At 71.8% G+C, this 21,548-nt stretch carries 18 protein-coding genes; 3 read left to right on the top strand and 15 right to left on the bottom strand.

Annotation, left to right across the window (positions count from 1 at the left end):
- Positions 1 to 12 precede the first annotated feature (12 nt).
- Positions 13 to 978: a 2,3,4,5-tetrahydropyridine-2,6-dicarboxylate N-succinyltransferase gene (gene dapD, locus ACH5HR_RS08235; RefSeq protein ID WP_416477309.1), complete on the top strand. Its 966-nt coding sequence runs from the start codon at positions 13 to 15 to the stop codon at positions 976 to 978.
- Entirely contained in the window at positions 978 to 1,865 is an 888-nt protein-coding gene (locus ACH5HR_RS08230; protein ID WP_416477307.1) for a hypothetical protein, read from the top strand. Before dapD ends, ACH5HR_RS08230 begins: the two co-directional genes overlap by 1 nt.
- A gap of 75 nt (positions 1,866 to 1,940) precedes the next feature.
- Here the strand turns inward: ACH5HR_RS08230 and ACH5HR_RS08225 are convergent, their stop codons facing one another.
- The 3 genes from ACH5HR_RS08225 to fdxA all read right to left on the bottom strand — a co-directional run bounded on the left by ACH5HR_RS08225 (position 1,941) and on the right by fdxA (position 4,900).
- Positions 1,941 to 3,242 (bottom strand): citrate synthase, encoded by a 1,302-nt coding sequence (locus tag ACH5HR_RS08225; RefSeq protein WP_416477306.1) that lies wholly within the window; start codon positions 3,240 to 3,242, stop codon positions 1,941 to 1,943.
- 170 nt (positions 3,243 to 3,412) lie between these two features.
- Positions 3,413 to 4,561, bottom strand: a complete 1,149-nt coding sequence (gene dapC, locus ACH5HR_RS08220) for a succinyldiaminopimelate transaminase (protein ID WP_416477304.1) — start codon at positions 4,559 to 4,561, stop codon at positions 3,413 to 3,415.
- Between the two features lie 21 nt (positions 4,562 to 4,582).
- A complete protein-coding gene (fdxA, locus tag ACH5HR_RS08215; protein ID WP_402375964.1) occupies positions 4,583 to 4,900 on the bottom strand; it encodes a ferredoxin in 318 nt (105 codons plus the stop codon).
- Positions 4,901 to 4,982: 82 nt separating this feature from the next.
- On the opposite strand from fdxA, the gene ACH5HR_RS08210 reads away from it, so the two are divergent.
- Positions 4,983 to 5,282: a hypothetical protein gene (locus ACH5HR_RS08210; protein WP_416477301.1), complete on the top strand. Its 300-nt coding sequence runs from the start codon at positions 4,983 to 4,985 to the stop codon at positions 5,280 to 5,282.
- 24 nt (positions 5,283 to 5,306) lie between these two features.
- On the opposite strand, the gene ACH5HR_RS08205 is transcribed toward ACH5HR_RS08210, so the two are convergent.
- From ACH5HR_RS08205 to ACH5HR_RS08150, 12 genes are all read right to left on the bottom strand, one after another.
- Positions 5,307 to 6,317 carry a prephenate dehydrogenase gene (locus ACH5HR_RS08205; RefSeq protein WP_416477299.1) on the bottom strand — a complete coding sequence of 337 codons (1,011 nt, stop codon included), beginning with the start codon at positions 6,315 to 6,317 and terminating at the stop codon, positions 5,307 to 5,309.
- Positions 6,314 to 7,261: a prephenate dehydratase gene (locus ACH5HR_RS08200; RefSeq protein ID WP_402375958.1), complete on the bottom strand. Its 948-nt coding sequence runs from the start codon at positions 7,259 to 7,261 to the stop codon at positions 6,314 to 6,316. Before ACH5HR_RS08200 ends, ACH5HR_RS08205 begins: the two co-directional genes overlap by 4 nt.
- Positions 7,258 to 8,148, bottom strand: a complete 891-nt coding sequence (locus ACH5HR_RS08195) for an ACT domain-containing protein (protein ID WP_402375956.1) — start codon at positions 8,146 to 8,148, stop codon at positions 7,258 to 7,260. Before ACH5HR_RS08195 ends, ACH5HR_RS08200 begins: the two co-directional genes overlap by 4 nt.
- Entirely contained in the window at positions 8,148 to 10,112 is a 1,965-nt protein-coding gene (locus ACH5HR_RS08190; RefSeq protein ID WP_416477297.1) for a VanW family protein, read from the bottom strand. The genes ACH5HR_RS08195 and ACH5HR_RS08190 overlap by 1 nt, the downstream gene beginning before the upstream one ends.
- A gap of 636 nt (positions 10,113 to 10,748) precedes the next feature.
- Positions 10,749 to 11,168, bottom strand: a complete 420-nt coding sequence (locus tag ACH5HR_RS08185; RefSeq protein ID WP_402375953.1) for a DUF6113 family protein — start codon at positions 11,166 to 11,168, stop codon at positions 10,749 to 10,751.
- Positions 11,165 to 12,142 (bottom strand): PIG-L family deacetylase, encoded by a 978-nt coding sequence (locus ACH5HR_RS08180; RefSeq protein ID WP_416477295.1) that lies wholly within the window; start codon positions 12,140 to 12,142, stop codon positions 11,165 to 11,167. The genes ACH5HR_RS08185 and ACH5HR_RS08180 overlap by 4 nt, the downstream gene beginning before the upstream one ends.
- Before the next feature lie 3 nt (positions 12,143 to 12,145).
- Entirely contained in the window at positions 12,146 to 14,056 is a 1,911-nt protein-coding gene (typA, locus tag ACH5HR_RS08175) for a translational GTPase TypA (protein WP_402375949.1), read from the bottom strand.
- Positions 14,057 to 14,111: 55 nt separating this feature from the next.
- Positions 14,112 to 15,809 (bottom strand): BCCT family transporter, encoded by a 1,698-nt coding sequence (locus ACH5HR_RS08170; protein ID WP_416477293.1) that lies wholly within the window; start codon positions 15,807 to 15,809, stop codon positions 14,112 to 14,114.
- A 66-nt stretch (positions 15,810 to 15,875) separates the two neighbouring features.
- Positions 15,876 to 17,633 (bottom strand): dipeptide ABC transporter ATP-binding protein, encoded by a 1,758-nt coding sequence (locus tag ACH5HR_RS08165; RefSeq protein WP_416477291.1) that lies wholly within the window; start codon positions 17,631 to 17,633, stop codon positions 15,876 to 15,878.
- Positions 17,630 to 18,610, bottom strand: coding sequence for an ABC transporter permease (locus ACH5HR_RS08160; RefSeq protein ID WP_416477289.1), 981 nt, complete (start codon positions 18,608 to 18,610; stop codon positions 17,630 to 17,632). Before ACH5HR_RS08160 ends, ACH5HR_RS08165 begins: the two co-directional genes overlap by 4 nt.
- Entirely contained in the window at positions 18,603 to 19,529 is a 927-nt protein-coding gene (locus tag ACH5HR_RS08155; RefSeq protein ID WP_402375942.1) for an ABC transporter permease, read from the bottom strand. Before ACH5HR_RS08155 ends, ACH5HR_RS08160 begins: the two co-directional genes overlap by 8 nt.
- A 230-nt stretch (positions 19,530 to 19,759) precedes the next feature.
- Positions 19,760 to 21,382, bottom strand: a complete 1,623-nt coding sequence (locus ACH5HR_RS08150; RefSeq protein ID WP_416477287.1) for a peptide ABC transporter substrate-binding protein — start codon at positions 21,380 to 21,382, stop codon at positions 19,760 to 19,762.
- Positions 21,383 to 21,548 lie beyond the last annotated feature (166 nt).

The raw sequence follows: 21,548 nt of genomic DNA, 5'->3' as shown, positions 1-21,548 counted from the left end.
TAGGCTGATCCCATGACGACGCCCACCACCTCCGCCCGTTCCGCCTGGGGACTCGGCCTCGCGACCGTGGCCGACGACGGCGCCACGCTCGACGTCTGGTACCCCGCCCCCACGCTCGGAGACGCCCCCGACGACGTCGACGTGCCCGCCGATCTCGCCGCCCTCTCGCAGCGGGACGACGCGCGGCGGGTGGACGTGGCCGTCGTGCGCACCGAGATCGACCTGGACGCCCCACCGGCCGACGCCGCCGACGCCTACCTGCGCCTGCACCTCATCTCGCACCGCCTCGTGCCACCGCACGGGGTGAACCTCGACGGTCTCTTCGGCAAGCTCACGAACGTCGTGTGGACCTCGCACGGCCCGTGCAGCGTCGAGGGCTTCGAGATCACCCGGCTGCGCCTGCGCGCCTCGACGGACAAGCCCGTCACGGTCTACGGCATCGACAAGTTCCCGCGCATGGTCGACTACGTCGTGCCGTCCGGCGTGCGCATCGCCGACGCCGACCGCGTCCGGCTCGGCGCGCACCTCGCCGAGGGCACCACGGTCATGCACGAGGGCTTCGTGAACTTCAACGCGGGCACCCTCGGCGCCTCGATGGTCGAGGGCCGCATCTCCGCGGGCGTCGTCGTGGGCGACGGCTCCGACATCGGCGGCGGCGCCTCGATCATGGGCACCCTGTCCGGCGGCGGCAAGGAGATCATCTCGATCGGCGAGCGCTGCCTCCTCGGGGCGAACGCCGGCCTCGGCATCCCGCTCGGGAACGACTGCGTCATCGAGGCCGGGCTGTACGTCACGGCCGGGACCAAGGTCACCATGCTCGGTGAGATGGGCGACGAGGGTGAGCCGCGCGTGGTCAAGGCGCTCGAGCTCGCCGGACGCGACAACCTCCTGTTCCGCCGCAACTCGCGCACCGGAGCCGTCGAGGTCCTCGCCCGTGCGGCCGGCTTCGAGCTCAACGCCGCCCTCCACGCGAACTGATGACGGGGCGACGGCGCTCCGCCGCCGGTTCGGCGGTCGCCGTCGTCGTCATCCTGGCCGTCGGTGTCGCCGCCGTGGCCGGTGTGATCTGGTACCTGTCCACCCGCGAGCCGGCCCTGACCCGGGAACGGTGCACCGCCGTCCTCGACGGCACGGCCTGGGAGCTCTCGCCCGTCCAGGCGCAGAACGCCGCCCTCGTCGTGGGCACGTCGGTCCAGCGCGGCCTGCCAGCGCGGGCGGGCACGATCGGGGTCGCGACCGGGATGCAGGAGTCACGCCTGGTCAACATCGACTACGGCGACCGCGACTCGCTGGGGCTGTTCCAGCAACGCCCGTCCCAGGGCTGGGGCACCACCACGGAGATCATGGACCCGGTCTACGCCACGAACGCGTTCTACGCAGGCCTCGAGCGCGTGGACGGCTGGCGGGACCTGGAGATCACGGTGGCCGCACAGGCGGTGCAGCGCTCAGCGTTCCCCGAGGCCTATGCCCAGCACGAACCTCTCGCCCGCACGTGGGCCTCGTCGCTCACCGGGCACTCCCCCGGCTCGTTGACGTGCGAGCTGTTCGCCGTGTCGGCCGAGGACGAACCGGTCGACCTGCCCGCACGCCTGGAGCGCGACCTGGGGGTCCCGGCGGACGCCGTGTCTTCCGACGGGCCGCTGAGCCAGATCGACGCGGGAGTCCTGCCCTTCGAGAGCGCCGAGCGGTCCACGTGGGCCGTGGCCCACTGGGCGGTGGCAACAGCGAAGGCGACCGGTGCCGTCGAGGTCCGGGCGGAAGGACTCGTCTGGACGCGGGAGTCCACGGTCTGGGCACCCGTCGACCGGTCGGACCCGCTCGACGTCGGCACGGTCACTGTGACCACGGGCACGCCGACCCCCTGAGCCGCCGAGGTGGTACCCGGTGGCGCGAGTAGTAGGCGGTACTACCTCGCGCTGGGCGCTACTACGTCGGCGGGGTCAGCGCTGGTCGAGCGAGACGTAGTCGCGCGCCGTCGGGCCCGTGTAGATCTGCCGCGGGCGGCCGATCTTGGTCTGCGGGTCCTTCATCATCTCGCGCCACTGGGCGATCCAGCCAGGCATGCGGCCCAGCGTGAACAGCGGCGTGAACATGGCCGGCGAGAAGCCCATCGCCTGGTAGATCAGGCCCGTGTAGAAGTCGACGTTCGGGTAGAGCTTGCGCTCGACGAAGTAGTCGTCGCTCAGCGCGATCTCCTCGAGGCCGCGGGCGATGTCGAGCAGCTCGTCCTCGGCACCGAGCTCGTCGAGGACGGCGTCCGCGTGCTTCTTGACGATGGCGGCGCGGGGGTCGTAGCTCTTGTAGACGCGGTGGCCGAAGCCCATCAGGCGGACGCCGTCCTCCTTGTTCTTGACCTTCTTCATGAAGGTCTCCACGGAGTCGTCGCCGGAGCGGATCTTCTCGAGCATGAGCAGGACGGCCTCGTTGGCCCCGCCGTGGGACGGGCCGGACAGCGCGTTGATCCCCGCGGACACCGAGGCGTACAGGGTCGCGTTGGAGGACCCCACGATGCGGACCGTCGACGTCGAGCAGTTCTGCTCGTGGTCGGCGTGCAGGATGAGCAGCTTGTCCATCGCCGAGACGACGGTGGGGTTCGCCTCCCACTCCTCGTACGGGCGGGCGAAGGTCATGCGCAGGAAGTCGTCCACGTAGCCGCGGGCCGCGTCCGGGTAGAGCAGCGGCTCGTCGCGCATCGACCGGTGGACGTACGAGGTGATGGTGCGGATCTTGGCGAGGATGAGCACCGTGGCGAGCTCGACGGCGTCGTCGTCGTGCGGGTCGAGCGACTCCGGGTAGTACGTGGCCAGCGCGTTGACGGCCGAGGCCATGATCGCCATCGGGTGCCCGCCGCGCGGGAACGTACCGAGGAAGGTGCGGAACGCCTCCGGCACGAGGGTGTGGCGGTTGATGCGGTCGGTGAACGCCGTGAGCTGCTCGGCGGAGGGCAGCTCACCGTGGATCAGCAGGTAGGAGACCTCGAGGAACGACGAGCTGTCCGCGAGCTGCTCGATCGGGTAGCCCCGGTAGCGCAAGATGCCCTGGTCGCCGTCGATGTAGGTGATGGTCGACTCGCACGACGCGGTGTTCGTGAAGCCCGGGTCGACCGTGACCATCCCGGTCTCCTTGAGCAGGGACGAGACGACGATGCCGTCGTTGCCCTCGGTGGCCGGCACCACCGGCAGGGCGCGGCCCTCGCCCGCGACGGTGAGCTCGACCGTGGCGGTCTGCTGGGTGGACGTCATGTCTTCCTTCCCTGACGAGCCCCCGGAGTCCCGTCGTCGGGACCTGGGACACGCGAACTCATGGCAATGTCATGGACTACCGCTCGGGACCACCTGAGGGCGTCTCCGCAGGGCAGCCTCGGCCTGCGGATGAAACTACCCCTCAATCCCATGCGGTTCCAATCCCCGCGTCAAGCACCTGTGATGCGCGCCACAGCACGTGCGACGGCGTCGTCGCCCGCCGTGAGCGCCACCCGGACGTGGTGCGCTCCCGCGACACCGTAGAACTCGCCCGGCCCGACGAGCACTCCGTGCTGCGCGAACCATCGCGCGAGGTCGCGCGACCTCGTCGGACCTGCGTCGTCGCCCCGCGAGCGCGCCCAGAGGTACAGCCCGGCCTCCGAGTCGTCGACGACGAGGCCCGCGGTGCGCAGCGCGGGCAGGAGCGCCTCACGACGTCGCCGGTACCGCTCGCGCTGCGCGCGGACGTGGGCATCGTCACCCAGCGCCACGACCATCGCCGCCTGCACGGGAGCGGGCACGATCATCCCGAGGTGCTTGCGGGTCGCCACGAGATCCGCCACCAGGGCGGGGTCGCCCGCCACGAACGCCGCCCGGTACCCCGCGACGTTCGACTGCTTCGACAGGGAGTAGGCGACCAGGAGGCCCTCGTGCGTACCGCCGCTGACCCGCGGGTCCAACAGGCTGGGGACGCGGCTCGTGCCGTCCGGCGCCAGCCACCGCGGCTCCCACGGCAGCTCGGCGTAGCACTCGTCGCTCACCACGACGGCGCCGATCTCGCGAGCCGCCTCGACCACCGCGCGCAGGTGCTCGACGTCGGCCACCGCCCCCGTGGGGTTGGAGGGCGAGTTGACCCAGACGAGCCGGACGTCGGACCGTCCGGCCCACGTCGCGACGTCGTCGGCGGGGAGGGGGGTAGCGCCGGCGAGGCGGGCGCCGACGTCGTAGGTCGGGTAGGCGATCTCAGGGTGGACGACGACGTCGCCCGGCCCGAGGCGGAGCAGGCTCGGCAGGAGGCCCACGAGCTCCTTGGACCCGATCGTGGGCATGACGCCGGCGGGATCGAGCCCCTGCACGCCCCGGCGCCGCGCGAACCACCCGGCGACGGCCTCGCGCAGCGCCGTGGTGCCGTAGGTCAGCGGGTAGCCGGGAGCGTCCGCGGCGCCGGCGAGGGCGCCGCGGACCACCTCCGGCGTCGGGTCGACGGGCGTGCCGACCGACAGGTCGACCATGCCGCCGGGATGAGCGGCCGCCGTCGTGCGCACGTCGTCCAGCGTGTCCCACGGGTAGGCGAGGGACCTCAGGTCGGCGAACCCCATCCGCGCGTCAGACGGCGGCGCTCAGGCCTGCGGGGGCAGGTCGGCGATCATGGGGTCGTCCTTCTCGATGAGCCCCATCTTCGCCGCACCGCCGGGCGAGCCCAGGTCGTCGAAGAACTCGACGTTCGCGCGGTAGTAGTCCTTCCACTCCTCGGGGACGTCGTCCTCGTAGTAGATGGCCTCCACCGGGCAGACCGGCTCGCAGGCGCCGCAGTCCACGCACTCGTCCGGGTGGATGTACAGCGAGCGGGAGCCCTCGTAGATGCAGTCCACGGGACACTCCTCGATGCACGCCTTGTCCTTGACGTCGACGCACGGCTGAGCGATCACGTAGGTCACTGCAGTTCCCTCCAGGTCACGGGGTGGAGCACGCTCCGGTCGTTCTCGAAGCACGTTCTCGAAGCACTCTAGTATCGCTCACGTGACAACCCCGAACCCGCTCCCCGGATCGTCCGACTGGCGAGACTGGCCGGCAGGGACCCGGGCCGTGGTACGCCGTCGGCTCTCCCCCGCGGAGGCCGGCGCGTCCGGGCAGCGCTGGACCGACGTCGTCGGCGTCGTGGTGGCGACGGACGACGACGGGATCACCCTGCGACGCGACCCCGCCCGCCCGGACGCGCCCGGCGCCGGGGAGCGGGTGCTGGTGCGGGCCGCCGACGTCGAGGCCGCCAGACCGCTGCCGCCGCGCCCTGTCCGCAGGCCGGCGCGGCCGCAGAACTGATCGCTCGTCTCGACGCGAGCGGTACTACCTCGCGCCCTCCGCTACCACCTCGGCATGGGTGGGGGTGAGGCCGACGACGACGGCGCCCGCCGTGCACCGCTCGACCAACGACGTCGGCCATCCTGTGACCAACGGCACCCGCTCCACCCGGACTGAGCCCGCACCGACCGGCGCCGGTGGGCGGCCCGCCGCACGGAGGTCGTCCGCGGCCCGGAAGAACGCGTGCGTGGAGCCGTTGCTCTCGAGCGCCTCGATCACGAGCTCCAGGTCGCGCACCACCTTGCGCAGCGCCGGGGCCACCCACGCGGCGTTCTGGGTGACCATCGCCTCGGTCCGCTCGGGGTCGGTGAACGCGACCCGGGTGCCGTCGCGGAAGCTGCCCGCTGCGAGCCCCAGCGCCACGTCACGCACCGGCGCGCCCACGACCGTGTTCAGGAGCTGGGTCGCGACCACGTGGGGCACGTGGCTGACCAGCGCGGCGGCCTCGTCGTGCACGTCGTCGGTCAGGACGACGGCCGCCCCGGAGCACGGCCCGGTCACCAGGGCGAGCACCCGGACCAGCCGCGCCGGGTCCACGTCCGCCTGGATCGTCACCGCCCAGCGCACCCCGTCCAGCAGGCCGGCGTCCGAGGCGTCGAACCCGCTGTGCTCGGTGCCCGCCATCGGGTGCGCGCCGACGTACCGGTCGGCCAGCCCGGCGGCGCGGACCTCGTCGCGCACCGGGCCCTTGACGCTGCCCACGTCGGTCACCGTGGCCGACGCCGGGGCGTGGGTGGCGACCTCGGCCGCCACCCCGGGCATCGCGCGCAAGGGGGTGGCGAGGACGACAAGGTCGGCCTGCGCCACGCACGCCGCCACGTCGTCGGCCACGGACAGGCCGGCACGGCGCGCAGCGGCACGCGTGGCCGGCGAGACGTCCGTGGCCACGACGTCGACACCCCGGACCGCGAGCAGGCGGGCCAGCGACCCGCCGATGAGTCCGAGCCCGACGACGGCGACCTGCCGCGGCGCGCCCACGACGTCCTCGGCGCTCACCACAGCAGGCCCCGGTCGATGGCGGCGGCCGGGTCGACGGCGCGCACGCTGCCGGTGGGCACGTGGTCGGCCAGCAGGCCTTCCAGGCCGCCCTCCCCCGGCTCGGCGGGGTAGACACCGAGCACCTTGAGCGCGTCGCCGGCATCGAGGAGGTCACCGAACAGGTCCCGCACGCCCGGCTCCCAGGGTGCGGCGTCGAGCGTCACGACGAACGCGTACTGGCCCTCGCGTGCCTTGAGCGGCCGGGCCATCAGGCTCGACATGTTCACGGCACGCGCGCCGAAGGCGTCGGTGACGCGGGCGAGGACCCCGGGGCCGGTCACCACCGGAGTGACCGCGAGCATCGTGCGCCAGGACGTCTCGTCGGACGCCGCGTGCCGCGTCGCCGCGAAGTGCTCCCCGGCCCGCTCCCGCCGGTCGAGCACCAGGAACCGCGTCCGCGCCCCGGGGAAGTCCTCGACGGCCTCGGCGAGCGTCTCGAGCCCGTAGAGCTCGCCGCACAGCCGCGGACCGAACGCCACCTGGTCCGGACCCACGTCGCGACAGGCGGCCGCGTTGGACGGCGCGGGGACCGCGACGAGCCCGCGGCCCGTCACGAACCGGTGGCACTGAGCCAGGCCGTGCGGGTGGGCGGTCGCCTCGACGAGGTCGCCGTGCCCCGGGCGCACGAACGCGTCGAAGGAGACATCCAGCACCACCTCGTCGACCGCGACGACGTCGGCGCTGTCCAGCAACGCGTCCAACGAGGGCACGACGTGCCCCTCGACCGAGCTCTCGATGGCGACGACGCCCCGGTCGGCCCTCCCGGACGACACGGCGTCGTGCACCGCGGCGACCGTACCGAGGGGCACCTCCTCGACGGGCGCACCGGCGGTCCGTTCGGTCCAGGTGCGGGTCGCCTGATGGGTGAACGTCCCCTCCGGCCCGAGATAGGCGATCCTCACACGCCCGCCCACCGCGGCGTCAGCGCGTCCGGTCCCGGCTCGAACCGGTCCCCCGGCAGGACCGCGAGCGTGCGGTGCGCCACGGACCGCGCGTCGAGCTCGGCCACGAGCGCGTCCAGCACCGTCACCCGCGGGCAGCGGAAGGACGTGAGGAAGACGTGCGGGCCGAACGTCGAGGGATGGCTGCGCAGGTGCTGCAGGTCCACCCCGGCGTCGGCGAGCACGCCCAGCGTCTCGCGCAGGGACCCTCGGTGGTCGTCCGACGGGCCGAAGGCGAGCCACACCTGCGCGGACCCGTCGAACCGCGGCCACGCGCTGCCGGACTCCAGGAGCCCGTACCAGACCGGCCCCTGCTCCGCGAGGCGCTCGCCGCCGGGCACCTCCGCCCAGCCGGCCGGCACCCGGCTGCGCTCGACGACCAGCGAGCCGTGGTCGCCCGCGAGCAGGGCGCGCTCCTCCACCGGCGTCGCCGTCGGGACCAGCCGCGGGCTGACTCCCACCGACCGGAGGGTGTCCGCGCAGTCGCGCATCCCGGCCTCGTCGACCACGACCTGCCCGCCCACGACGCCCGGCGGTGCGACCCACACCCACTGCGGGCGGACGGGCACGGCGGCGGTCACCAGCAGGCTCGGGTCGCCGGCGAGCAGGGCCTGCTCCAGCGTCGGCGACGGCTGCTCCGGGTGACCCAGGTGCACGATGGCGGCGAGATCGTCGATGCTCGCCACGGTGTCGAGCGTCTGTGTCGTCGTCCCGAGGTCGAGCAGCTCGCCTGCCTCGTCCGGCACGGCCGACGGGACCGACGAACCCGCGGCGATGCCGGACCAGCCCGCCTCGTGAGCGGCGAGGGCCGCGTGCGCGGAGGACTCGCGGGCAGTGCGTCCCAGCATCAGTCGTCGTCCTTGTCGTCGTTCTTCGGCTTGCTGCAGCTCACCGCGTCGTCCGGCTTGTAACGCCAGAAGTTGGACTCGTCCTTGACGAGGTCGCCGTCGAGGTAGACCTTGCGGTAGACGGTGATCGCGAACCCCGCCTGCCCCCCGGAGTAGGGCTCGCAGTCCGGGCTGCCCGACTTGTCGACCGTCTTGATCGGCACCACGTCCTGCTTGCCGGAGTCCGACTCCTCGACGTCGTAGTGCTCCGTGGACCAGATCTTGACGTGCAGCCGCCCGCCGGAGACGTAGCTCTGCATGAGCGCACCGTAGGGCGTGTCGTTCTTGAACTTCATGTCGATCGCCCCGACGTAGATCGTCGCCTCACGACCGGCCGGGTACCGGCTGAACCAGTAGCTGTGCTGCCGGTGCTCGACGTCGTCGAAGCCGGCGAAGAACCCGGCGTTGTAGGTGGTCGTGGCCATCTGCGACAGCCCGCCGCCGACAGCGTCCACGTGCACCCCGTTGCTCACGACACCCGCGGCGTGGAAGCCGTTCGAGGTGTCGATCGGTGAGAGCGCATCGATCAGGGAGAACGTCTCGCCGGGCTTGATGAGCGTCTCGTTGACCAGCTCGGCGCCCCGCACCAGGTTCTTGGTCCGGACCGGCTCGCTGGTGAGCGGCGTGGAGAACTCGGACACCACCTCCTTGATCCCCAGCTCCTCGAGGGAGGCCTTGGAGTCCTCGGGATCCTTCTCCACCAGCTCGACGGTGGTCTCGCGCTCGGTGCTCTGCGCGGCCTCCCCGACGGCTGCCGCGACGTCCTCCGGGTCCAGCGTCGTGCCGGTCTCGCCGCCCACGATGGTGGGCTCGCCCCCCGAGAACTCGAAACGGGCGTCGTCCGGTTCGCGCAGCAGGTCGTCCGTGCGGTCGATGAGGGCACTGGTGAGCCGGTCGCCGTCGAGCTCGGCCACCAGCGCGCCGTCCGCGGGGACGAACGACGTCGAGCGGGCGAGGACGCGCTCCGGCAGCTCCGGGTTCTGCTCCCCGACGGACACGACCACCGGACCGGAGACGATCTGCTCCGCCTGGGCGTAGGCCTCGTCCGTGGCCGCCTGGTCGATCGTCGGCGGGACCGGCTCGACGGGCAGCTCGATCGGGCCGGTGGTCACCAGCCACGACTCGACGAGCGCCTCGTCGGCGGCGTCGACCACGACCTGGGTGCCGTCGACGGCCTCGGTGGCGGCCGGCTCGCCGTCGGCGAAGCGCACCGTCCCGTCGACGGGCTCCGTCGCGAGCGACGTCGCCACCGAGGTGATGGCTGACGTCAGGGCAGCACGGTCGACGTCGACCACCGGCGGGCTCTCGGACCCGCCGGCGAGGTGCGCGACGAGCCGGGAGGGGTCCAGCGAGAACCCGGTCAGCTCCCCGATGGTCGCCGCGGCGTCGAGCGTCAGGCCGGCCTCGGCAGGGTCGACGGTGCTGGAGACGTCCCCGGCCTGGACGGTCACCGGTTCCGCCGCCCGCGGTCCGAGCCCGCTGTCGAGCGCGGTCACGGCCTGGTCGGCGTCGAGCCCACCGATGTCCACGCCGGCCACCGTGGTGCCCGAGGGGACGGAGTCCGCGACGAACCACTGAGCGCCGACGTAGAGCCCGCCGAGCACGACGACACCGCCTGCGACGCCCAGCAGCACCTTCGGCCAGCGGCTGGGCGCCCCGTCACCCTGGAGACCCTCCAGCGGCGTTCCGGTGGTGCCCGACGGCGGCGCGGAGCCACCGGCCGGGGCGTTCACCGTCTGGATCGCCTCGGTCGGCGGTGCCGCCGAGACAGCCGGGGCAACGGCGTCCCTGACCGTCGCGGTGCCGATGACCCGGCGCTGCTCGTAGGCACGGACCGCCGGCTGGTAGGGGGTGTCGTCCTCGTCCGTCTCGACCGTCGGGGCGGCGCGCGGCGGCTCAGGCGTGGGGGTCGGCTCGGGCCTCACCGAGGGCTCGGGCGTCGGCTGCGGGGTCGGCTCAGGCTCCGCCGGTGGCTCAGGCGTGGGCTCAGGCTCGGGCTGCGGCGCCGGGGCCGGGGTCGGGGTCGGCTCCGCCGGTGGCTCAGGCGTGGGCTCAGGCTCGGGCTGCGGCGCCGGGGCCGGGGTCGGGGTCGGGGTCGGCTCCGCCGGTGGCTCAGGCGTGGGCTCAGGCTCCGCCGGCGGCTCAGGCGTGGGCTCGGGCTGCGGCGCCGGGGCCGGGGTCGGGGTCGGGGTCGGCTCAGGCGTGGGCTCAGGCTCGGGCTGCGGCGCCGGGGCCGGGTTCGGGGTCGGCTCCGCCGGCGGCTCAGGCGTGGGCTCGGGCTCCGGCGGCGTCGCGGAGACGCCCGGGACCTCGGTCACGAGCGTGGGCTGCGAGCTGCCGACGTCCGGCGTCCGGGTGGACTCCGGCGTCGGCTCCGGTCGGTCCGGTGACGCAGAGCTGCCCGGTGACGCGGCACCACCCTGTTCGGGCAGGTTCTCGTCGCTCTCGGTCGGCTTGCCCATCGACACGCTCCGTGCTGGTCTCGTGGGGCCGGCGCCGACCCCGCTCACGTCCTGGGCGCGGATCCCCGCGCGCCCACGAATCCTACTCGGCGCGCTGGGTCACGGCTGTTGCTCGGAGCCATCTTCGGCGAACCACCAGCGGGGCAGGAACGCCGCCACGGCGAAGATCAGCAGTCCACCGTAGGTCCAGAGGTAGCCGACCGCCTGAGCCGGCACCAGGACGTCACCGCCCGGTCCGGACGCGGAGAGCAGCTGGACGGCGACGAGCCAGCCCGCTCCGGCCGTCAGCAGCGTGACCGTGCCGGACCAGGCGCGGCAGAGCACGGCGGTGGACAGGGTCAGCAGCAGCGCCAGGGCCAGCCCCGTGGGCAGGCCGGCCCACTCGCCGCGGTGCGAGACCGTTCCGATCACCCCGACGGTCGCTCCGAGGAGCAGCGCGAGCACGCCGCGGACGACGAGCGTCCGGCCGGGCACCCGGGGCGGCGCGGACTGGGCGTGGTGGGGTGCGGGCGAGCTCACCGGACCGAGCCTACCGGCGTCGTGGCGGCGGCGGCCGCGCGTCGCAGGTGCGCCGTCGCGAGCACGGGAGCGAGCACCCCGTTGCTCAGCGCGTACCGGGCGAGCACACCGCCCCCGGTCGAGGCGACGCGGCCGACGTGCTGGACCTGGGTGGTGTGCGCGGACAGCGCCGCCAGGACCTGGTCGAGCACCGGGGCGACGTCCACCGCCACGGTCCCCGCGCGATCCATGCCCGTAGCGGGCACGGCGACGGGCGGCAGGTCGCCGTCCGGGTCGGGGAGGGTGAGCCCGCAGCCGTCCACGAGACGGCGCACCGACGTGTCGGACGCGAGGGAGCGGCGGGCCGCTCGCACGTCCGGCGCCGGGTCGACGACCTCCCAGCGCTCGGGCACCGCCCACGGCTCGCCGACGACGGCGGCCCGCGGGTCGGCGGCCAGCTCCAGCGCCCGGACGGTCACCTCATGGGTCCGGACGTGGTCCGGGTGGCCGTAGCCTCCACCGGCCTCGTAGGTCGCCACCACCGCGGGTCGCCGGTCCCGGACCACGGCGGCGAGCCGCCGGGCGGCGATGTCGAGCGGGACGCGCGCGAACGCCGTCGGACCGGATTCCGGTGCCGGCCCGGCGATGCCCGGCGCCACCCACGCCATCCCCGAGTCCTCGAACCGGGCCGGCTCCGCACCCGGACGGTCGGCGACGTCCACCGTGTCGAGGAAGAGACGGTCGGTCACGCCCAGCGCGGCCAAAGCACGGTCGAGCTCGGCCTCCCGGTGGGCGGCCAGCGCCGGGCCGTCGCCCTCCAGGTGAGCCAGACCGGTGGGGTGCGACGGGGTGTCGATGACCTCGCCCCGCTCGCCGCGGGTGCACGTCACGACGGTCACCCGCTCCCCCGCCGCCGCCCGCGTGGCGAGCAGGGCCCCGGTCGCGAGCGACTCGTCGTCCGGGTGCGCGTGCACCGCGAGCAGGCCGCCCCGCACGGCTCAGCCGCGCTTGGCCCGCGCCGTCGCCCGCGCACGCTCGGTGGCGTCGAGGTTGACCTTGCGGATGCGGACGATCTCGGGCGTGATCTCCACGCACTCGTCCTCCGCCGTGAACTCGAGCGACTCCTCGAGCGTGAGCTTCTGCGGCGGGATCAGGTTCTCGAAGCTGTCCGCGGTCGACGACCGCATGTTCGTCAGCTTCTTCTCCTTGGTGATGTTGACGTCCATGTCCTCGTTGCGCGAGTTCTCGCCCACGATCATGCCCTCGTAGACCTCCTGCGTGGGCTCGACGAAGAACGTGCCGCGCTCCTGCAGGTTGATCATCGCGAACGGCGTCACGACGCCCGCGCGGTCGGCGACCAGCGAGCCCGTGGAGCGCGACTCGATGGGACCGTGCCACGGCTCGTAGCCCTCGGCGTACGACGACGCGATGCCGGTGCCGCGCGTCTCCGTGAGGAACCGGGTGCGGAAGCCGATGAGGCCGCGTGCCGGCACGACGAACTCCATGCGCACCCACCCGGTGCCGTGGTTCGCCATGGTCTCCATGCGGCCCTTGCGGGCGGCCATGAGCTGCGTGACGGCGCCGAGGTACTCCTCGGGCACGTCGATGGTCATGCGCTCCATCGGTTCGTGCCGCTTGCCGTCGATGTCCTTGGTGACGACCTGCGGCTTGCCGACCGTGAGCTCGAAGCCTTCGCGGCGCATCTGCTCCACGAGGATGGCCAGGGCCAGCTCGCCACGCCCCTGCACCTCCCACGCATCGGGGCGCTCGGTGGGCAGGACGCGCAGCGAGACGTTGCCGACGAGCTCCGCGTCGAGCCGGTCCTTGACCTGGCGCGCCGTGACCTTGTGGCCCTTGCCGCCCTTGCCCGCCAGCGGCGAGGTGTTGATCCCGACCGTCATGGAGATCGCCGGGTCGTCGACCGTGATGACGGGCAGCGGGCGCGGGTCGTCCGGGTCGGTCAGCGTCTCGCCGATCATGATGTCGGCGATGCCTGCCACGGCCACGATGTCGCCGGGGCCCGCGGACTCGGCCGGGACGCGGGTGAGCGCCTCCGTCCGGAGCAGCTCGGTGATCCGGACCTGGCTCAGGGTCCCGTCGTGACGCGCCCACGCGACCGTCTGGCCCTTGCGCAGCGTCCCGTTGAAGACGCGCAGCAGGGCGAGCCGGCCGAGGAACGGCGAGGCGTCGAGGTTGGTGACGTGCGCCTGCAGCGGCATGTCGTCGTCGTACGTCGGCGCGGGAATGGTCTGCAGGATCGTCGAGAACAGCGGCTCGAGGTCCTCGTTCGCCGGCAGCACGCCGTCGGCGGGCTGCTCGGTGGCCGCGCGGCCCGACTTGGCGGAGGCGTAGACCACCGGCACGTCGAGGACCGCGTCCACGTCGAGGTCGGGGACCTCGTCGGACAGGTCGCTCGCGAGGCCGAGCAGGAGGTCGGTGGTCTCAGCCACGACCTCGGTGATGCGCGAGTCGGGCCGGTCGACCTTGTTGACCACCACGATGACGGGCAGCTTGGCGGCGAGCGCCTTACGCAGCACGAACCGCGTCTGGGGCAGCGGCCCCTCGGAGGCGTCCACGAGCAGCACCACGCCGTCGACCATCGACAGGCCGCGCTCGACCTCGCCGCCGAAGTCGGCGTGACCCGGGGTGTCGATCACGTTGATCGTGATGCCACCGGGCTCGCCCGCCTCGGCGGCGGCGGGCCCGGCGTACCGGATCGCGGTGTTCTTGGCGAGGATCGTGATGCCCTTCTCACGTTCCAGGTCGCCGGAGTCCATGACGCGTTCGTCCACCTGCTGGTGCGCGGCGAAGGCACCGGCCTGCCGCAGCATGGCGTCGACCATGGTCGTCTTTCCGTGGTCGACGTGGGCGACGATCGCCACGTTGCGCAGGTCGGAGCGCACAGACATCTACGGTTCTCTTTCCGTGGGAGGTGGGCACCCGGGAACCCGGAGCCGCTCTATCCTACCCGGACGAGCCACGCCTCCATCGCGGTCGGCGTGCGCCACCGCCGGGACCGCGTTCCGCGGACCGCCCGCTGATCTCCGCGAAGTTCTCCGTGACGTGCTCGGTCACGTGCTCGGTGACGCGCTCCGTGAGCTCTCGGCGGCGCAACCGTCGCTCGGCCCGCGTGATCGTCTGATGCTCCTCGTTGAGGGCCTTCCACACGGCGAACATCATGGCGATCACCACGAGCGAGAACGGCAGGGCCGTCAGGATGGACGCCGTCTGCAACGCCTCGAGGCCGCCCGCGTAGAGCAGGGCGGCGGCGACACCGCCCTCGAGGATGGCCCAGAACAACCGGCTCCACAGCGGCGGGTCGGGGTCGCCGCCGTTGGCGAGCATGTCCACCACGAACGACCCGGAGTCGGACGAGGTCACGAAGAAGACGACGACGAGGACCATCGCGACGACCCCCATCCAGGCCCCGCCGCCGGGCATCGACTCGAAGAGCTGGAACATCGCCGTGTCGCTGTTGACCGCCAGATCACCGGTCTCCGGGTCGGGCAGCAGCATGGAGCCCGGCTCGTTGCGCTCCTGGTGGATGGCCGAGCCCCCGAAGACGCTGAACCAGATCGTGCTGACGAACATCGGCACCAACAGGGTCCCCAGGACGAACTCGCGCACGGTGCGGCCGCGGGAGATGCGGGCGATGAAGAGCCCGACGAAGGGCGCCCAGGAGATCCACCAGCCCCAGTAGAAGATGGTCCAGCTCGACTCCCAGGCCAGGCCGGCGTCGCCCTGGAACGCCAGGGTGTCGAACGTCATGAACATGACGTTCTGGAAGTAGTAGCCGATGGACTGCACCCACTCGCGCAGGACGAAGAGGGAGGCGCCCATGATGAGCACCGCGACCATCAGAGCCCCGGCGAGCATCATGTTCACGTTGGACAACCACTTGATGCCGCGTTCGAGCCCGGAGGCCACGGAGACCGCGGCCACAGCGGTGATGCCGGCGATGAGCCCCATCTCCAGCGCCACGCTCGGGTCCACGACGCCGAGGTATCCCAGCCCGGCGGCGATCTGCAGCACGCCCAGGCCGAGAGACGTCGCGACGCCGAAGACGGTGCCGAAGATCGCCAGCACGTCGATGACGTTCCCCAGCCAGCCCCGCACCCGCTTCTCGCCCAGGATCGGCTCGAGCGCCCACCGGATGGACACCGGCCGGCCCTTGCGGTGGATCGAGTATGCGAGGGCCAGGCCCACCACGACGTAGATCGCCCACGCGTGGAAGCCCCAGTGCAGGTACGTCTGCCCCATCGCCGCCTGCGCCAGCGCCGGGGCCTCCCCCGCGACGCCGGGCTTCGGCGAGGTGAAGTGCGACAGCGGCTCGGCGACCCCGAAGTAGACGAGCCCGATGCCCATGCCGGTCGCGAACAGCATCGCGAACCACACGGGCAGCTTGAAGTCGGGGGCCTCATCGTCGGGACCGAGCCTGATCTCACCGAAGCGGCTCAGGCCCATCCAGATCGCGAAGAGGACGAAGGCCGCCACGATGACGACGTAGTACCAGCCGAAGCCGTTGATGACCTTGCCCTGCAGCTCGCCCATCACGCGTTCGACGGTGTCGGTGGCCAGCATCGTGACCAGGACGAAGAGCAGGATCAGCCCGCCCGCCGGATAGAACACGGCGGGGGCGATCGTCGATCGTCGGCGTGTCATGGTCATCACCTTCGCGCTGTTCGTCCCCCGGGGCCCGCCGACGGCCGGCGCGAGGCGACAGAGCGGTCAGCCGGCCAAGGCGTCGCCCTCCAGGCGTGCGCCGGGGATCGCTGCGAGCAGGTCGCGCGTGTACTGCTCGCGGGGCGTGTCGAAGACCTCGTCCGTCGAGGCCTGCTCGACGACCTTCCCGGACTGCATGACCACCACGTCGTCGGCGATCTGGCGCACCACCGCGAGGTCGTGGGTGATGAACAGGTAGCTCAGACCGAGATCGGTCTGCAGGTCGCCCAGCAGCTCGAGGATCTGGGCCTGGACGAGCACGTCGAGCGCCGAGACGGCCTCGTCGAGCACCACCACCTCGGGCTTCAGCGCCAGGGCCCGCGCGATCGCGATGCGCTGCCGCTGGCCACCCGACAGCTCGTTCGGGAACCGCCGCATGGCCGACTGCGGCAACGAGACCATGTCCAGCAGCTCCCGCACCCGGGCCTCGCGCTCCTTCGCCGAGCCGACGCCGTGCAGCTTGAGCGGCTCCTCGATGGACCGGAAGATCGAGAACATCGGGTCGAGCGAGCCGTAGGGGTTCTGGAAAACCGGCTGCACGCGGCGACGGAAGGCGAACGCCTCCTTCGTGCCCAGCGAGGCGACGTCCACGCCGTCGAACTCCACGGCCCCGGACGTCGGTTCGAGCAGACCGAGGACCATGTTGGCCGCCGTGGACTTCCCCGAGCCCGACTCGCCCACGATCGCGAGCGTGCGCCCGCGACCGAGCGTGAACGAGACGTCGTCGACGGCCGTGAAGTCGGTCGACGAGCCGGGTCGCGGTCCACGGATCTGGAACACCTTGGTGAGGTTCTTGGCCTCGACCACGGTGGCCGGTCCCGCCACGGCGGGCGGCTCGTCCGTGTGGTGGGCGAGCAGCTCCGCGGACTCCTCGCCGTGCACGTGCGCGGTCTGGATGCGGCGCGAGGCCAGGGACGGGGCGGAGGCGACCAGCCGCTGCGTGTACGGGTGCTGCGGGTCGGCGAGGATCGCCTGGGCGGGGCCGGACTCGACCACCTTGCCCTTGAACATGACCAGCAGGTGCTCGGCACGCTCGGCGGCCAGCCCCAGGTCGTGCGTGATGAACAGCAGCGCCGTCCCGAGGTCTCGCGTCATGCCCTCGAGGTGGTCGAGGATCTGGCGCTGCACGGTCACGTCGAGGGCCGACGTCGGCTCGTCGGCGATGAGCAGCTGCGGCCGCGAGGCGAGGCCGATGCCGATCAGCGCCCGCTGCCGCATCCCGCCGGAGAACTCGTGCGGGTACTGCCGGGCGCGGCGCGCGGCGTCGGGCAGGCCGGCCTCGGCGAGCACCTCGGCGACCCGCGCGCGCAGCGCGGTCTTCGACCCCTTGAACCCGTTGGCCTTGAGGGCCTCCTCGACCTGGGTGCCGATACGCCACACCGGGTTGAGGTTGGACATCGGGTCCTGGGGAACCAGGCCGATCGCGCGTCCGCGCAGCGCCTCCTTCTCGGCCCGGGAGGCCGTGACCAGGTCGCGGCCCTCGAACCGGATGGAGCCCTCGGTGACCTTGCCGGTGCCCGGGAGCAGGTCGATGATGGCGGCCGCCGTGGTCGACTTGCCGGAGCCGGACTCGCCGACGATGGCCACGCTCTGCCCAGGGTAGACGGTGAGGTCCGCCCCGCGGACGGCCTTCACCTCGCCGGCACCGGTGGTGAAGGAGATCTCCAGGTCGCGGATCTCGAGCAGCGGCTTGCTGGGGTCGAAGGGCGCGGGACCGGCGGTGCCGTCGGCGCCCTCGTTCGTCACGGGGAACTGGGTCGTCATCGCTTGCGAGCCTTCGGGTCGAGGGCGTCGCGCACGACGTCGCCCATCATCATGAAGCCGAGCACCGTCAGGGCGAGGCCGCCAGCCGGATAGAGGAGGATCTCCGGCGCGGTACGGATCGCACCCTGCGCGGCGGAGATGTCACCACCCCAGGAGACCGTGGACGGCGGCAGGCCGATGCCGAGGAAGCTCAGCGTCGCCTCGGCGACGATGAACTGACCGAGCGCGACCGTCGCGTAGACGATGATCGGCGCCGCGGAGTTCGGCAGCACGTGCTTCCACAGGATCTGTCCGCGGCCCATGCCGAGGGACCGGGCAGCGGTGACGAACTCGTTGTTCTTCACCGACAGCACGGTGCCGCGGGTGATCCGGGCGATCTGCGTCCACCCGAACAGCGCGAGGACGAACGCCACGGTGAAGGACGTGCGGTTGGTCGTCACCGACATGATGACGATGGCTGCGAGCACCAGCGGGATGGCGAAGAAGATGTCCGTGATGCGGCTCAGGATCGTGTCGAACCACTTGCCGTAGTACCCGGCGACCGCGCCGATCGCGGTACCGAGGACCACGACCATCGTCGTGGCGAGCACGCCGACGACGACGGACGCCCGCGCCCCGAAGATGGTGCGCGTGTAGATGTCGCAGCCCTGCCGGTCGAACCCGAAGGGGTGGCCGGCCTGCGGACCGCCCAGCGCGTCGGCCAGGTTGCAGACGCGCGGGTTCAACGACGTGAAGAGCCCGGGGAACGCGGCGACGAGGACGACGAGGACGATGATCGCGGCCGAGATCCAGAACAGCCACCGGCCACGCATCTGGTGCCAGGCGTCCCGCCAGAGGCTGGTCGGTGCGTCGTCGGCCTTCACCGCGTCGACGGCGCCGAGACCGCCCTCGTCGATCGGTGCGACGTAGCGTTCCTGCCCGGGCCGCGGGGTCGGCGTCACCGACCCGCCCGGGTTCTCGTAGCGGTTGTCAGGCATAACGGATCCTCGGGTCGAGGGCGGCGTACAGCAGGTCCACGAGCAGGTTCGCCGCGATGTAGACCAGCACCAGCACGGTGGTCAGCGACACGACGGTCACGCTCTCGCCGCGGATGATCGCGTCGTAGAGTGTGCCGCCCACGCCGTTGATGTTGAAGATGCCCTCGGTGATGATCGCGCCGGACATCAGGGCGCCGATGTCGGCACCGAGGAACGTCACCACGGGGATCAGCGAGTTGCGCAGCACGTGGCGCCCGGTCACCTCGGAGCGGCGCAGGCCGCGCGCGCGGGCCGTGCGGACGTAGTCGGCCGACATGTTCTCCGCCACGGAGGTGCGGGTGAGCCGCAGCACGTAGGCGAAGGAGACCGCGGCGAGCACCATCGCAGGCATCAGCAGACTGATGAAGTCGGGATCTCGTCCGGCGCTGACGGGCAGCCAGCCGAGCCGGACGCCGACGACGATCTGCATGACGAAACCGACCACGAACGTCGGCACCGCGATGAAGATGAGGCTCACCACCAGGGCGCTGCCGTCGAAGATCCCGCCCTTGCGCATGCCGGCGACGAGCCCGAAGCCGATGCCGAAGATCGCCTCGAAGGCCAGCGCCATGAGGGCGAGCTGGATCGTCACCGGGAAGGCGTTGGCGATCACGTCGGTGATCTCGCGGCCCCGGAAGTCGACACCGAAGTCGAGCGTCACCACGCCGCGCAGGAACAGCAGGTACTGGATGACGAAGGGCTTGTCGAGGTTGTACTCGGCGCGGATCTGCTCCTGCACCGCCTCGGGCAGACCGCGTTCACCACCGAGCGCGGCCACCGGGTCGCCGGGTCGCAGGAAGACCATGGCGTACAGCAGGAGGGTGGCCCCCAGGAACACAGGGATCACCTGCAGGAGCCTGCGTCCGAGATACCAGAGCATGCGAAGTTGTCTCCTCGTGTACCTGGAGGTTCACCCCAGGTTACGGGTTCTGTCTCGTCACGGCGTCGCAGCCGCGAACGGCGGGAGGGGCGGAGGGCGTCGGTGGACGGTCCGTGGCCCCGCACGTCGAGTGGTCGACGTCAGACCGTACCGGACGACGCCGACCACTCGGAAACTCTCGCGACAGGACGCCGCCCCCGCAGGTGCGAGGACGGCGTCCGGTCAGCGGGTCACTCCTTGGTGATCTGGTACAGGATCGGGTCGCTGTCCCAGCCGAACTGAACGTTCTCGACCGTGTCGGCGTAGCCACCGGTCGCGTTCTGGTACCACAGCGGGATGCCCGGCAGGTCCTGGAACAGGATCTCCTGGGCCTCCTTGTAGAGCTCGGTCGCCGTCTCGGTGTCCGGGGCCGCGCCGGCCTCGGCCAGCTTGGCGTCGAACTCCTCGGAGGAGTACTGCGCGTCGTTCGAGCCGGCTCCCGAGCCGTAGATCGGGCCCAGGAAGTTGCTCATCGACGGCCAGTCGGCCTGCCAGCCACCGCGGAAGAGGCCCTCGACCTCGCCCGAGTCGCGGGCGTTGAGGAACTCGTCGAACGTGGTGTACGGCGCGAACTCGCAGCCGATCTCCAGGTCCTGGCGGATGGTGTTGCACACCGCGTCGACCCAGTCCTGGTGGTCGGAGTCGGCGTTAGAGGCGATCTTCAGCGTGTAGTCGTCGCCGACGGACTCCATGCTCTCGGCCTCGTCCCACAGCTCCTTGGCGCCCGCGGGGTCGTACTCGAGCACCTCCGAGCCGGGGATGTCCTCCGAGTAGCCGTCGATGACCGGCGAGGTGAAGTCGGTCGCCGGGGTGCGCGAGCCGTTGTAGAGCGTCTCGGTGATGGTGTCGCGGTCGATCGCCATCGAGATCGCCTGGCGGCGCATCACGCCGGCCTCACCCTGGAACTCGGGGAGCCACTCGGGCACGTTGACGACCTGGATGAGCGCGGCCGGCTGGTTGACCGCCCGCTCGCCGAGCTGCTCCTCGAAGGTCGCGAACGCCGACGACGGCACGTTCGGCAGCACGTCGAGGTTGCCGTCGAGCATGTCGTTGTACGCCGTGTCCTCCTCGGTGTACGCCACCATCTCGATGCCGCCGTTGGCGGGCTGGCGCGGACCCTCGTAGCCCTCACGCGGGATGAGCGTGATGAGGCTGTCGTGCTCCCAGCTCTCCAGCTCGTAGGGGCCGGCGCCGATCGGCGTCTCGCCGAACGAGTCCGGGTCCTCGAAGAAGGCCTCGGGCATCGGGAAGAACGCCGTGTAGCCCAACCAGAGGGGGAAGTCGGCCGACGGCTCGGCGAGCTCCGCGGTGAACGTGGTCTCGTCGACGGCCTCGACCTCGATGTCGGAGGCCTCCGAGTCCGAGAAGCCGGCGAAGCCGTTGAAGAAGTACTGCTGGTTCTGGGCGTTGTCCAGGTTCGCGATGAACTTCCACGCGTCCACGAAGCTGGCGGCCGTGACCGGCGTGCCGTCGGAGAAGGTCCAGCCGTCCTGGATCGTGATCGTCCAGGACTTGTTGTCCTCGGTCTCGATCGACTCGGCGATCTCGTTCTGCGCGGCGCCGTCGGCGTCGTAGTAGACCAGACCGGAGTAGATGTTCTTCACCACGAGACCGCCGTAGACCTCGTTGGTCATGCCGGGGGTCAGGGGGTTCTGGGGCTCACCGCTGTTGACGGAGACGATGCCGGTGCTGGCGCCGTCGCCCTCCGCGGTCGAGTCGCCTTCGTCGGAGCCCGAGTCTCCGCACGCAGAGAGCAGCAGTGCCGAGGCCAGGGTGAAGGCGCCGATGCCTGCTAGACGTCGTCGAGGTGTCACGTGTCCTCCTGAGTAGGTGTGCACGCTCCCGGCATGGATGTCCGGGCGCGGTGGTGCCCTGGCGCGGATGGGCGCTCACGGCACGATGCGGGAAGGAGCCTAACCCCTCGATCGTGTCCCGGGTCACTCGTCGGCGACAGGGTGCCTCGATCGTGACCCGATTGGA

Source organism: Isoptericola maris (assembly GCF_048065335.1).
GTDB lineage: Bacteria > Actinomycetota > Actinomycetes > Actinomycetales > Cellulomonadaceae > Isoptericola > Isoptericola rhizosphaerae.
The sequence above is the reverse complement of the archived record's forward strand: the minus strand, read 5'-3'. Positions and strand labels throughout refer to the sequence as shown.